13 protein-coding genes and 1 tRNA gene are annotated in these 12883 nt (G+C 51.2%); 11 read left to right on the top strand and 3 right to left on the bottom strand.

Annotated features, from left to right (window positions below):
• Positions 1-12 precede the first annotated feature (12 nt).
• The 7 genes from AC3ZPD_RS14100 (at position 13) to AC3ZPD_RS14130 (ending at position 6691) form a co-directional block, all read left to right on the top strand.
• Complete coding sequence (locus AC3ZPD_RS14100; RefSeq protein ID WP_068698756.1) at positions 13-282, top strand: HPr family phosphocarrier protein; 270 nt, start codon at positions 13-15, stop codon at positions 280-282.
• Between the two features lie 319 nt (positions 283-601).
• Positions 602-1846: an RICIN domain-containing protein gene (locus AC3ZPD_RS14105; RefSeq protein WP_490984919.1), complete on the top strand. Its 1245-nt coding sequence runs from the start codon at positions 602-604 to the stop codon at positions 1844-1846.
• Positions 1847-2092: 246 nt separating this feature from the next.
• Positions 2093-2857 carry an SIMPL domain-containing protein gene (locus AC3ZPD_RS14110; RefSeq protein WP_490984920.1) on the top strand — a complete coding sequence of 255 codons (765 nt, stop codon included), beginning with the start codon at positions 2093-2095 and terminating at the stop codon, positions 2855-2857.
• Between the two features lie 235 nt (positions 2858-3092).
• Entirely contained in the window at positions 3093-3773 is a 681-nt protein-coding gene (locus AC3ZPD_RS14115; protein ID WP_490984921.1) for an AAA family ATPase, read from the top strand.
• Complete coding sequence (locus AC3ZPD_RS14120; protein ID WP_490984922.1) at positions 3770-4585, top strand: ABC transporter permease subunit; 816 nt, start codon at positions 3770-3772, stop codon at positions 4583-4585. The genes AC3ZPD_RS14115 and AC3ZPD_RS14120 overlap by 4 nt, the downstream gene beginning before the upstream one ends.
• Before the next feature lie 127 nt (positions 4586-4712).
• Positions 4713-5351 (top strand): GDSL-type esterase/lipase family protein, encoded by a 639-nt coding sequence (locus tag AC3ZPD_RS14125; RefSeq protein ID WP_490984923.1) that lies wholly within the window; start codon positions 4713-4715, stop codon positions 5349-5351.
• Positions 5352-5563: 212 nt separating this feature from the next.
• Positions 5564-6691, top strand: coding sequence for a PdaC/SigV domain-containing protein (locus AC3ZPD_RS14130; protein WP_490984924.1), 1128 nt, complete (start codon positions 5564-5566; stop codon positions 6689-6691).
• A 106-nt stretch (positions 6692-6797) separates the two neighbouring features.
• Here the strand turns inward: AC3ZPD_RS14130 and AC3ZPD_RS14135 are convergent, their stop codons facing one another.
• From AC3ZPD_RS14135 to AC3ZPD_RS14145, 3 genes are all read right to left on the bottom strand, one after another.
• Positions 6798-7094: a hypothetical protein gene (locus AC3ZPD_RS14135; protein WP_490984925.1), complete on the bottom strand. Its 297-nt coding sequence runs from the start codon at positions 7092-7094 to the stop codon at positions 6798-6800.
• A 281-nt stretch (positions 7095-7375) separates the two neighbouring features.
• The gene (gene clpP, locus AC3ZPD_RS14140; RefSeq protein WP_490984926.1) at positions 7376-7972 is read right to left on the bottom strand and encodes an ATP-dependent Clp endopeptidase proteolytic subunit ClpP; all 597 of its coding nucleotides are present in this window, start codon (positions 7970-7972) and stop codon (positions 7376-7378) included.
• 318 nt (positions 7973-8290) lie between these two features.
• A tRNA-Arg gene (locus AC3ZPD_RS14145) sits at positions 8291-8365 on the bottom strand.
• Between the two features lie 273 nt (positions 8366-8638).
• Here AC3ZPD_RS14145 and AC3ZPD_RS14150 point away from each other — a divergent pair.
• The 4 genes from AC3ZPD_RS14150 to tpiA all read left to right on the top strand — a co-directional run bounded on the left by AC3ZPD_RS14150 (position 8639) and on the right by tpiA (position 12882).
• Positions 8639-9664: a sugar-binding transcriptional regulator gene (locus tag AC3ZPD_RS14150; protein ID WP_490984927.1), complete on the top strand. Its 1026-nt coding sequence runs from the start codon at positions 8639-8641 to the stop codon at positions 9662-9664.
• Positions 9665-9756: 92 nt separating this feature from the next.
• Positions 9757-10767, top strand: a complete 1011-nt coding sequence (gene gap, locus AC3ZPD_RS14155; protein ID WP_490984928.1) for a type I glyceraldehyde-3-phosphate dehydrogenase — start codon at positions 9757-9759, stop codon at positions 10765-10767.
• 115 nt (positions 10768-10882) lie between these two features.
• Positions 10883-12064 carry a phosphoglycerate kinase gene (locus AC3ZPD_RS14160; RefSeq protein WP_490984929.1) on the top strand — a complete coding sequence of 394 codons (1182 nt, stop codon included), beginning with the start codon at positions 10883-10885 and terminating at the stop codon, positions 12062-12064.
• A 65-nt stretch (positions 12065-12129) separates the two neighbouring features.
• On the top strand, positions 12130-12882 hold the full coding sequence (gene tpiA, locus AC3ZPD_RS14165) for a triose-phosphate isomerase (protein WP_490984930.1): 753 nt from the start codon (positions 12130-12132) through the stop codon (positions 12880-12882).
• Position 12883: the final 1 nt, after the last annotated feature.

Consider the following 12883-nt stretch of genomic DNA (forward strand, 5'->3'; position numbering starts at 1 on the left):
GGGTAAGTTTCCATGATCAAACAACCGGTAACTGTTCGACTGAAGACAGGGCTTCATGCCCGGCCGGCTGCGCTTTTCGTACAGGAAGCGAATAAATATTCGTCCGAAATCTTCGTGGAGAAGGACGACAAGAAAGTAAACGCCAAGAGCATCATGGGGATCATGAGCCTTGCGATCAGTACAGGAACTGAAATTTACATTAGTGCTGAAGGCGCGGACGCGGAGCAGGCTGCAAACGCTTTAGTCACGCTGGTAAGCAAAGAAGAGCTGGAGAACCAGTAAACCTGGTTAACTCCCTCATGCTGAACGGAAGAAGACGGCTTCGCCTCGGGCGCAGCCGTTTTTTTGCATAAAAGCAAGGAGTTGAAAAAGAGAGTAGATTCATAGAGAAAATCTTCTAAAAAATGGTTGTATTTCCTTATGTAAGCGCTTTATAATGAAGTTGAATGAAAGGATCCTTCATTCCTCTATCAGCCGCAGCTCTTATTTCCGACGAAAAGGGGTGGTTGCTCTCGGCCCAGGGCCAGAGGTTGTTCGGATGATGCCTGCCGCCTTCCGGCGGAACAGGACGAGAAACGTAAATCGAAAAGGAGGATTTGCCATGCGGAAACAAGGAAAATGGGTAAGCCTGCTTCTCCTGTTGACACTCCTGATCACACTGACTCCGGTCCAAGGCGCAAATGCGGCCGGGAACTGGAACCTCGTGTGGAGCGATGAATTTGACGGCACTTCTCTAAATACGAATAACTGGCGGGCGGAGATCGGCACCGGCAGCGGCGGATGGGGCAATAACGAGCTGGAATATTATACGGACCGGCCTCAGAATTTGCAGGTGACAGGCGGTAATTTGGTCATTACGGCACAGAAGGAATCCTATGGCGGCATGAACTATACTTCGGCCCGGATCAAAACCCAGGGACTGAAGAGTTTTACTTATGGAAAAATCGAAGCCCGGATCAAGCTGCCTTCCGGACAAGGCCTGTGGCCGGCGTTTTGGATGCTGGGTTCCAACATTGACACGGTCGGCTGGCCGAAAAGCGGCGAAATCGACATCATGGAACGGGTCAACAACAATGCTTCCATAAATGGAACCGTGCATTGGGACGCAAACGGCCATGCGGATTACGGCAGGACCTCTGCCAGCCTCGATTTCTCCCAATATCATGTCTACAGCGTAGAATGGGATGCCGATTATATTCGTTGGTTTGTGGACGGCAATCTATTTAATGAATTTTATATCGCTAACGGCACAGGCAACACCGAGGAGTTCCAAAAACCGTTCTTTATTCTGCTGAATCTGGCAGTTGGCGGCAACTGGCCGGGCAGCCCGAACAGCTCCACGCCGTTCCCGTCGCAAATGCTGGTGGATTATGTGCGGGTTTATCAGCAGTCTGCTCCGTCCCAGTCTCCGGTAGTGAGCGGCGGCATTTATACGATCGCATCGAAGGTTAGCGGCAAAGTGCTGGACGTAAAGGATGTATCAACGGCCAGCGGAGCCAAAATTCAGCAGTGGACAAACTATACGGCGAACAATCAGCAGTTCCGGATCGACAGCACGGGAGACGGTTACTACAAGCTGACCGCCATTCACAGCGGCAAAGTGCTGGATGTGCCAGGCGCCTCGACAGCCAGCGGCGTGCAGCTGCAGCAGTGGGATGACAACGGCTCGGACGCCCAGAGATGGCGGATCGTGGATGCCGGTGGCGGGTACTTCAAGCTTGTCTCCAAAGCGAGCGGTCTTGTCATTGACGTAGCCAGCGCTTCAACCGCGGACGGGGCTGCCATTCAGCAGTACACGGATAATGGATCGGATGCGCAGCTGTGGGCCTTTACCAAGGTAAACTAAGCGAAGCTAATTATAGCGGGTAACGTTCAGCGGGTGACGGTTCGTAGTCCCGGCCGTTCTCAAGGCAGAAATGTCTTGCGAGCGGCCTTTTTTATTTTAAATTGGCTAATTTTGGTGCAACCTTTATTTGGCAGGGGTCGTCTTGGATATTAAACAAACCCGTAAGGAACCCGGTTCAAATACACGGGTATTTTTGCGGAATCGAAAGTTAAGCGTTGCCAATTTAAACGATGGAGGGGTTAAGGAATGAACATTTGGGCGAAAAGATTAGGAGCAGTAGCTTTAGCCGGGGGATTGCTTGCCGGGGGATCGGCCGCAGGCACGCTGATTAATCCGGGCACTTCCGCTTATGCGGCGGACAGCGAGTCCCAGCAGAACACGATTACCGTGACGGGAAGCGGCGAAATATCGGTGAAACCGGACGTGGCTTATCTGTCGCTGGGCGTAGAGACAACGGCGGCTACCGCGAAAGATGCCCAGTCTAAAAATGCGGCAAGCCTGCAGAAGCTTACTGCTCTGCTGAAGGATACTTGGAAAATCGACGCGGCTGATATCCAGACGAGCCAATTCTATGTGCAGCCCAATTATACGTACAATGATAAAGACGGGCAAAAAGTAACCGGCTACACGGCTTACCATACGCTTCGGGTGAAATACCGGGATTTGGATAAAATCGGGCAGCTGCTGGACGCAGCCTCCAATGCCGGAGCCAACCGGATCGATAACGTCACGTTTACGGTAGACAATCCGGATCAATACCAGGAGCAGGTCATTACGAAGGCCATGGCGGATGCCGGCGTTAAAGCGGGCATTATCGCAAAAGCGGCCGGACGCGGCCTTGGCGTTGTGGTCAATGTCGTTCAGAACGACGGCGGATATACGCCGATAGTCAAAAAAGGCGAGTCGTTCATCGCGAGTCCTTCCGCCGCCGACAGCGCAGCCAGCACCTCCATTGAAACCGGCGAACTGACCGTAAATACAACCCTGACGGTTCAATATGCAATGAAATAAGGTCACGTTATAAAATACGCAGCGCAAGCAGCCTGTCCCGGGTCGGGGCAGGCTTATTTTTTTCCGCACATGCCGTAGAAAAAAAGCTCCGTCAACTCCGAATTAAACTTCTCGGCATCTCCGGAATTTTTCGAGGCTTCCAGCAGCTGTTTGGAGTTCGAAATGAACATTTGCAGATAGGCGATAAACACGGGGAGACTGACGTTGGAGGATACTTCCCCCCAGCCGGGAGAGGGTGCAGCAGCTGGTCGGCTATCTGCCGGGGGAGATCGCTTTTTTTGAGGGGATGACCGGTAAAGGTTTCCTTGATTTCATGGCGGATATGAAACATCTGAAGGACCACAGCCGCAGGCTGGAGCTGATCGGGCGGTTTCAATTCGATGACTGTACCCCAATCCGCAAAATGTCCAAAGGGATGAAGCAGAAGGTAGGCATCGTTGCGGCTTTTATGCACCGGCCCGAGGTGATCATCCTGGATGAACCTACGTCAGGTCTGGATCCTCTGATGCAGCGTCTCTTTATTGAACTAGTACTGGAAGAGAAGGAGCGGGGCACCACCTTCCTGATGTCTTCCCACAGCTTTCCCGAAATAGAAAAAACGTGCGACCGGGCGGCGATCATCAAAGACGGCAAACTGGTCGGCGTTAAAAATATGCACGAGCTGCGGACGATGCAGCGGAAGCGGATCGATATTACGTTTGCGGATACGGCTTCGGCCGCACGTTTCTCGGCATCCGGCCTGGATATTCAAAGCGCCAAAGACGGCAGGGTTACGGTGGCGGTGCAAGGCGGCGATTACCCGGCTGTCCTTAAGGAGCTGGCGAAGTATCCGGTTTTGAATCTGGAGATGGCGGCGCAGAATCTGGAGGATATTTTTATGGATTATTATGATGCGGGCAAGGAGGCGGCGAAATGAACGGCGTGTTGTATAAAAGAATGATGGGCATCAAGCTCAAAGGACTGCTGCAGTATGCCGTCGGCGCTGCTTTTTATATGCTGCTCATGCTCGGCGTTTATCCCAGCATAGCGGGCAATAATTCCGCGGTTGATGAAGTGATCCGCTCCCTGCCGGAGGGCGTTTCACGCGCGTTTGGCCTCGGCAGCGGCTTTGGCAGCGTGGATGCCTTTATATTCGTGGAGTTCTACGGGCTGATCATGCTGGTGCTGCTTGGCGTTTTTACCGTCCAGCTGGCGGGCACGCTGATGAGCCGCCTTATCGATCAGGGATCAATGGCCTACCTGTTATCGGCGCCTACAACGCGGGGGAAAATCGCGTGGGCGCAGGCTATGGTGCTCGTCACCGGCCTGCTGCTGGTGGTGGTAGGCGTCACGACGTTAGCCGGGTTTGCGGGCTATGCCTGGCTGATCGGCGGCAAATACGCTTTTGACGGGACGGCTTTTGTCTGGATGAACGTGCAGGCCTTCCTGCTGTTTTTTGCGCTGGGCGGCCTGTCCTTTCTGATCTCTAGTTTAAGCAACGAAGAGAAAAGGGCGAAAGGCCTCTCCGGAACGGTTGTCTTTTTGTTCTATACCTTTGATCTGTTAGCCAAGCTGACCGAAAGTCTGGACTGGATGAAATGGCTGACCCCGTTTTCCCTGTACCGTCCGAGCGACATTGTCGCCGGAGAAGGACATTTGCTGCTGTCCGGAGTGGTGCTTCTCGCCTTTGGCGTCCTTTGTTATGCGGCTGCTGTCATGAGCTTTAAAAGGAGGGATCTGCCGCTTTAACCGCTGTGCCGGGTTAGGGCCGTACGTCCTGGCCGTTTGCCTGTGTGGACAGATTCCCCGTTTCCTCTTTTAGCGCTCCTTCATATGTTAGATAGAGAGCATAGCTGAAAGGTGCTGAGAGGAGCATATGAGTTATCAATATACGGCAATCGGAGATTCGCTGACGACCGGGTTCGGGGCGCTGCCCGGAAACGGCTTTGTTCCCGTTTATCGGCGGATGGCGGAAGTCAGGCTGAGGGAGTTTGTCGCTTACACCAATCTGGGGGTAAACGGATTGACCAGTGCGGAGCTGGATCAAAGAGTGACCCGGAACTCGTCATTCAGACAGGCGCTTAAAGAGGCCGATATAATTACGATCTCCATAGGAGGCAACGACCTGATCAAGGCCTCCAAAGCCGCACAGGCACAGCCCTCGAACACGTCGCGGATTTTGCGCGGGGCCCTGCAGGAGTGCAAACAGAATTTTTCGAGTATCGTAAGCGAAGTTTACCGGTTGAAATCCGGGTATGGAAAAGCTCATATCATCCGTGTGGTAGGCCTTTATAATCCTTATCCGAGGATTGGCGAGGCGACGGACTGGGTTCAGCAGTTTAACCGCTATGCGGCCCAGTACACCAATCAGGTGTACGGATTTGCCAACATTTATCCCGATTTCTCCGGACGTGAAAGAGAGTTGTTGTTTCTGGATCACCTCCATCCGAACGGAAGAGGATACCGCACGATTGCGGAGCATTTGAATGCTTTGGGCTACGGAAGATTGGGATAATAAATAGATATAAAAGAAATAGGTATAGCACTTTAACCTGCATTCGGCTGAATGCGGGTATTTTGTTTCTGTCTGGGAAATGGCAGGATTGTCTCTGGATTGTTACCGGAACTTTAATTTCTTAGAGCGAGGGGAAGCTATAATAGAACGGGTAATAACCTATTAGGGAAAGATGGCAGTCGAATCAGCAAGCGATGAAAGGAATGACCGACATGAATAGGAACGACAATAGGAACAATAAAAAATGGAGCGGCGCCCTGCTGGCTGCTGCCCTGCTGGCGGGGACAAGTGCGGTTGCGGTACAGCCCGTGTCAGCCGCCTCGGTCCCGAACTCCGCCATTGCGGCTCCGGCAGCATCCAAAGAGCAGGCCTCCATCCACCTGATGCTAAACGGTAAACCTCTTACGCAAAAAGCGTTGGCGGGACAGGAGGGGACTTTGATTCCGCTTGCGGCTCTCCGCGATAGTCTGGGCTTCAAGGTGTCCTATGACGCCAAAACAAAAACTTATCAGATTACCCGGGGGAATCTTGCCGTCCAGCTTGCTCCGACTGCCTACGGAACGGTGGGCGTCAGCGTAAACGGGGCCACGCAATTTCCGGATTACGAATGGATCAACAAGCAGGGGCTAAATTATGTGTCCGTGCATTTACTGACGGATAATCTGGGCTACCGGGCGGAATGGAACAACGCGACTAAAACCGTAAATCTCGTGCCTCTCCAGTTGAACGACTTGAAAGTGACGGCGAAAAGCTTGACCCAGTCGGATAAAATAACGGATATTCAAATTCAGTATCCGGTAATCAGCGGCCTCGCGAATGACGAGGTTCAGGAGCAGATCAACAAAATTTTTAAGGACCGGGCGGATGCTTATGTGCAGGATTCCTTGAAACGTTCGAAGGAGCTCGGTCTTGGCCCGCAAGGCGCCAAAAACGAATTCGACATGTATTACGCGGTCACTTATAACCGAAACGGATATCTCAGCTTCCGTCTGTTGAACTATGATTACACCGGCGGTGCACACGGGATGAGTGCTCTGGAAGGTCTCACCTTCCGGCTGAGCGACGGCAAACAAGTTGAACTGGCGGATCTCCTTAAAGCAAATCCCGACTTTGTGAAAGCTATCGATGCCAAGGTGGGGGGCAAACTGAAAACCGCCCCCGGCTACTTCGGCGGCTTTAAGACCGTTGGAGACAAACCGGGTTTCTATCTGAAGGATGATGGCCTCGTAATTTTCTTCCAGCTTTATGAGTATTTGCCTTATGCGGCCGGCTTCCCGGAATATTATCTTCCGTTTTCGGCGCTGCTGCCGAAAGGGGTAAACCCGCTTGCCGCCAACTAAGCCGCGGTTTATCTCAAGTTAGGTGAAATCTGAACAGCCGTACCCGGCGGAGGGATTGCCTCTATCCGGGTACGGCTCTTTGTTTTTTTAATACCTGCTAACTTAATTAATTTTGATCCAGATAGGAAGAGGTATCCTCTTTCTCGGCCGATTGGGACTCTTGCTTAATATAGTCTAACTCGCCTTGGTCCGCGTTGCCTTTATAGGAATAAACTTCTCCGGTATGGCTGTCAACGTCCACGATGTCGGTTTGGCCATTGTCCAGATGGATCAGCACATGGAACATATTGCTGGTATAAGCATACGAGGTTGTTTCTTTAATGGCTGTGCCCCGAAGGCTCAAATTTAGCCGGATAAGCTCTGCAATGGCCTCTTCATCCTCTATGATCCATATCTTTTCCATGACCATTATCGTCTCCATTGTCTAAGTTAGGGGCTAATCCTATTCCTTCAATATAGAGGGGACCTATTGCAATAACGTATTCAAGTTGTAAAAAAGGTCGTCCAAATTGTGAAAATGGGCAACGAGAGGGGATTCCCCTTCACCATAAGGTTTTGGCGGAGGGAGGTGAGGGTTCGATCGGGGAGCTGCCGGAAAAAGAAAAAGCGGTAATCCGCTGCCGGTTGCACACCGCAGCGGATTACCGCTTTAAAATGGTTCAGATGATCCCAAGCCGTGAAGGCTTATACGCCTTCCGAATTTACTTTCTCAATCACCTTGTCGATCAGGCCGTATTCCTTGGCTTCCGCCGCAGTCATGAAGTAGTCGCGGTCGGTGTCTTTTTCGATGCGTTCCAAAGGCTGACCTGTGCGATCCGCCAGGATTTTGTTCAGGCTGTCGCGCATTTTCAGGATGCGGCGCGCGCGGATTTCGATATCCGTCGCTTGGCCTTCGGCCCCGCCCAGCGGCTGGTGAATCATTACTTCACTGTTTGGCAGCGCGTAGCGTTTGCCTTTGGCGCCGGCGTTCAGCAGGAACGCGCCCATGGAAGCCGCCATGCCCACGCAGATCGTGGAAACGTCGGATTTGATGAACTGCATCGTATCGTAAATCGCCATGCCTGCCGTAATGGAACCGCCAGGGCTGTTAATGTAAAGGTGAATGTCCTTGCCAGGCTCTTCGGCATCCAGGAACAGCATTTGCGCGATAATGGAGTTGGCCACAACGTCGTTCACTTGGGAGCCAAGGAAAATGATCCGGTCTTTGAGCAATCTGGAATAAATGTCGTAAGCACGCTCTCCGCGGTTACTTTGTTCGACGACCATAGGAATATAACTCACGATAAAAACCCTCCTAGAATTAAAGTTGTAAGTATTAGGCTTAATGCCCGGGATACACAGGCAGCAGCGTTTAACAGTATGGGCCCGTTTGGCCCGGCGATTACAGGATTGACCAAAACAGTCCCCTTTAAACCGCCTTCCATATCCAGCAACACTGTTAATAACCACATCATAAACAATTTCAAACAGAAAGTCAAAGAAAGTCAAACTAACGGATTAAAAAAAGCCCGATTCCTCGGACTTCTGGTTAAACATATATAGGATGTTTCATCAATTAAGGTTTCAGACCCGGCTGTTTAAAAGCCGTTAAAGCTGAAATGGCGCGCCCGCGAGGAATCGAACCTCGATCTCAGGCTCCGGAGGCCTACGTCATATCCATTGGACCACGGGCGCATATTTGTTTAAGAGACCTCAATAAAGTCAACAGAATTTATTATAGTCGCTCCCAAATTAAAAAGCAAGCCCAAACGGCTATATTTATTACAATTGCAGAGGTCTGCGGAGTCTTACGAATAGAGGATGGAAAACTTGCTCATTCTACGGACGATGCACTTGCAACAAGAGGAGAAATTGGTTAGAATATCAGTGGGACTTAAAAAGTTAACCCGGGACATTTTAAGACCAGAGGAATGGAGAGAGATAGTCGAAGCCGCAGGAGTGAAGACATTGCGAGATTTGTTGGAGATCCAAAAGCAGCTTCTGCCTGATCTCATGGACGTTCTCAAGAAGAGATATCTGATCCTGAACCAGATCATGCTCGAGGAAGTCATCGGAAGACGCACGCTTGCGCTCTCCCTGAATATGACGGAACGCGTATTGCGCGCGGAAACAGATCTCCTTAAGGCCCAAGGGCTTATCGAAATCGAGAATGTGGGCATGAGAGTCAGTGCGGCGGGCCTCCAGCTGCTGGAACAGATGAAGCCGTTCGCGAAAGAACTGCTGGGACTGTCCGAAATGGAGAAGAAGATCCGCGACACTTACGGTTTGCGGAAGGTGGTCGTGGTGCCAGGAGACTGCGAAGCGGCCGAAACCGCCAAACGTGAGCTGGGACGTGCAGGAGCTAGAGCTTTACTTGAAGTCATCGGGGACAATGACGTGGTCGCCGTAACCGGCGGATCGACGTTGGCCGTTATGGCCGAGCAGCTTACGCCTCCGGCATCGCCTATTAAAGGAAGCTGGTTTGTACCGGCCCGCGGAGGTCTTGGCGAAAGCCTGGAAATCCAGGCCAACACGATAGCTTCCGGCATGGCAAAACGGGTAGGCGCCGAATACCGGCTGCTGCATGTACCTGATCTGCTTGGCCGTGAAGCCTATGATTCCCTTGTCCATGACCCTAACATTCAAGAGATTGTGGACTTGATCCGCAAGGCGCGGATCGTGGTGCACGGCATCGGAGACGCTATGGAAATGGCGCGCAGGCGCAAGCTGGATCGTGAGATGGTGCAAGAACTCGCAAGAGACGGAGCCATTGCCGAATCCTTTGGCTACTACTTTAACGAGCAGGGTTCCGTAGTTCATAAGATGTTGACTTTGGGTTTAAGGCTCGAGGACATCAAGTCTACGGAGACGATCATCGGTATTGCGGGCGGGCGCAGCAAAGCGCAGGCCATTCACGCCGTGCTGAAATTCGGGCAGGAGGACATCCTGATCACGGACGAAGCGGCGGCCGAAGAGATCATTAAATCTCTGTAGCATGCAGACACGGTATGAACCAACGTTGTTTTACTCAGGTCATCAGGCCTGACTAAATATAAAAAAATATTTTTCTTTGGGAGGATCTATCAATGAGTGTAAAAGTAGGCATTAACGGTTTTGGACGTATTGGTCGCTTGGCATTCCGTCGTATTCAAGAAGTAGAAGGTATCGAAGTGGTAGCAATCAACGACTTGACTGACGCTAAAATGCTGGCACACCTTCTTAAATATGATACAACTCAAGGCAAATTCAACGGTGAAGTTGAAGTTCATGAAGGTTTCTTCAAAGTAAACGGCAAAGAAGTTAAAGTTCTCGCTAACCGCAACCCTGAAGAACTTCCTTGGGGCGACCTAGGCGTTGACATCGTTCTGGAGTGCACAGGCTTCTTCACAACTAAAGAAAAAGCCGAGCTTCACCTGAAAGGCGGAGCTAAGAAAGTTGTAATCTCCGCTCCGGCTACAGGCGACATGAAAACCATCGTTTACAACGTAAACCATGACACGCTGGATGGAACTGAAACCGTTATTTCCGGTGCATCTTGCACAACGAACTGCCTGGCTCCTATGGCTAAAACTTTGAACGATTCCTTCGGTATCGTAGAAGGTTTGATGACTACAATCCATGCTTACACTGGCGACCAAAACACTTTGGACGCTCCGCATGCGAAAGGTGACTTCCGCCGCGCTCGTGCCGCTGCTGAAAACATCATCCCTAACACAACTGGTGCTGCTAAAGCAATCGGCCTGGTTATCCCGGAACTGCAAGGCAAATTGGACGGCGCTGCACAACGCGTTCCAGTTGCTACAGGTTCCCTGACTGAGCTGGTTACTGTACTGAACAAAAAAGTAACTGTGGACGAAGTTAACGCAGCAATGAAAGCCGCTACTGATCCACAAACTTTCGGTTACACAGAAGACGAAATCGTATCCTCCGACATCAAAGGTATGACTTTCGGTTCCCTGTTCGACGCTACTCAAACTAAAGTATTGACTGTTGGCGACCAACAATTGGTGAAAACAGTAGCTTGGTACGACAACGAAATGTCCTACACTGCGCAGCTCGTTCGTACTTTGGAACACTTCGCAAAACTGGCTAAATAAGAGCCTTGCTTGAAACCAAAGAGCGGAAACAGCCAGTGTTTCCGCTCTTTATACATGATGAGTGTTTTTCCTTGAATTGCAGATAATCAAATTTAAGGGTGCGGAGGAACGAACCATGAATAAAAAAAGTGTTCGCGATGTAGAAGTAACAGGCAAACGCGTATTTGTACGCGTCGATTTTAACGTGCCGCTCGAAGACGGCAAAATTACGGATGATACCCGGATCCGCGAAACGCTGCCTACGATCAAATATTTGATCGAAAACGGTGCGAAAGTGATCCTGGCGAGCCACCTGGGCCGTCCTAAAGGTGAAGTTAACGAATCCATGCGTTTGACTGCTCCTGCTGAACGTTTGGCTGAGCTGCTTGGCAAACCGGTTGCCAAAGCGGATGAAGCTGTAGGCGAAGCCGTGAAAGCCAAAATCGCCGAACTGAACAATGGCGACGTGCTTGTGCTTGAGAACGTGCGCTTCTATCCGGGCGAAGAGAAAAACGATCCGGAGCTTGCCAAACAATTCGCCGAGCTTGCCGATCTGTTCGTCAATGATGCTTTTGGCGCCGCTCACCGCGCGCATGCTTCCACGGAAGGTATCGCGCATTATCTGCCGGCTGTATCCGGTCTTCTGATGGAAAAAGAATTGTCCGTTCTGGGCAAAGCCTTGTCCAATCCGGAACGTCCTTTCACTGCGATCATCGGCGGCTCCAAAGTTAAAGATAAAATTGACGTGATCGATAACCTGCTGAACCTTGCAGACAACGTACTTATTGGCGGCGGCTTGTCCTACACCTTCTTCAAGGCTCAAGGCCATGAAATCGGTTTGTCCCTGTGCGACGACTCCAAACTGGACGTAGCTTTGGGCTTCATCGAAAAAGCCAAGAAACTCGGCAAAAACTTTCTGCTTCCTGTCGATTGCGTGATCGCTGACGACTTCAAAGCGGATGCCAACAAAGATATCGTAGACATCGACAGCATTCCTCAAGGCTGGGAAGGTGTGGATATCGGTCCTAAAACACGTGCGATTTATGCGGACGTCATCAAGAACTCCAAACTCGTCGTTTGGAACGGACCTATGGGCGTATTTGAAATTGAACCTTTCTCTAACGGAACACGTGAAGTGGCTGAAGCTTGCGCAACTACAGAAGGCTACACCATCATCGGCGGCGGTGACTCCGCAGCGGCAGCAGAGAAATTCCATCTGGCTGACAAAATGGATCACATTTCCACTGGCGGCGGCGCTTCCCTCGAATTCATGGAAGGCAAGGCTTTGCCAGGCGTAGTGGCTTTGAACGATAAATAAGACGGCTTGAACCGGTGCTTAGTGGCACCACGGATTTAAGAAAGAAACATTGGAGGTTTAACGGCATGAGAACACCAATTATTGCAGGGAACTGGAAAATGTTCAAAACGGTTTCCGAAGCAAAAACGTTCTTCGAAGAAGTTAAAGGCAAAGCGGAAGTAGCTGGCGTAGAAAGCGTCATCTGCGCTCCGTTTACCAACCTCCCGGCATTGGTGGAAGCGGCTAAAGGCACTTCCATCAAGATCGGTGCCCAAAACCTTCACTTCGAAGACGAAGGCGCGTTTACCGGCGAAATCAGCGGCAAAATGCTGCAGGAGCTCGGTGTCGATTATGTCATCATCGGGCACTCCGAACGCCGTGCTTATTTCGGCGAAACCGACGAAATCGTGAATAAAAAAGTGCACGCGGCATTCAAATACGGCATTACGCCAATCCCTTGCGTAGGCGAGAAGCTGGAAGAGCGCGAAGCCGGCCAAACTAAAGAAGTAGTTAAGGTGCAAACCGAAGCTGCGCTTAAAGGTTTGACTGCCGAGCAGGCCGCTCAGGTCGTAATCGCTTATGAGCCTATCTGGGCGATCGGCACAGGCAAATCCTCCACTGCTCAGGATGCAAACGAAGTTATCGCTTATATCCGCAGCCTGGTGGATGGTCTTTACGGCTCCGAAACGGCGAGCAAAGTTCGCATTCAATACGGCGGCAGCGTGAAACCTGAAAATGTTAAGGAATACATGAGCGAAAGCGACATCGACGGTGCGCTCGTAGGCGGCGCAAGCCTGCAGCCTGCTTCCTACATCGCTCTGGTTGAGGGGGCCAAGTAAG

It is taken from the genome of Paenibacillus mobilis, from assembly GCF_058267595.1.

Coding starts and splice junctions, on each gene's coding strand:
- AC3ZPD_RS14100 (WP_068698756.1), top strand. CDS start 13: ATGATCAAACAACCGGTAACTGTTCGACTGAAGACAGGGCTTCATGCC.
- AC3ZPD_RS14105 (WP_490984919.1), top strand. CDS start 602: ATGCGGAAACAAGGAAAATGGGTAAGCCTGCTTCTCCTGTTGACACTC.
- AC3ZPD_RS14110 (WP_490984920.1), top strand. CDS start 2,093: ATGAACATTTGGGCGAAAAGATTAGGAGCAGTAGCTTTAGCCGGGGGA.
- AC3ZPD_RS14120 (WP_490984922.1), top strand. CDS start 3,770: ATGAACGGCGTGTTGTATAAAAGAATGATGGGCATCAAGCTCAAAGGA.
- AC3ZPD_RS14125 (WP_490984923.1), top strand. CDS start 4,713: ATGAGTTATCAATATACGGCAATCGGAGATTCGCTGACGACCGGGTTC.
- AC3ZPD_RS14130 (WP_490984924.1), top strand. CDS start 5,564: ATGAATAGGAACGACAATAGGAACAATAAAAAATGGAGCGGCGCCCTG.
- AC3ZPD_RS14135 (WP_490984925.1), bottom strand. CDS start 7,094: ATGGAAAAGATATGGATCATAGAGGATGAAGAGGCCATTGCAGAGCTT.
- gap (WP_490984928.1), top strand. CDS start 9,757: ATGAGTGTAAAAGTAGGCATTAACGGTTTTGGACGTATTGGTCGCTTG.
- AC3ZPD_RS14160 (WP_490984929.1), top strand. CDS start 10,883: ATGAATAAAAAAAGTGTTCGCGATGTAGAAGTAACAGGCAAACGCGTA.
- tpiA (WP_490984930.1), top strand. CDS start 12,130: ATGAGAACACCAATTATTGCAGGGAACTGGAAAATGTTCAAAACGGTT.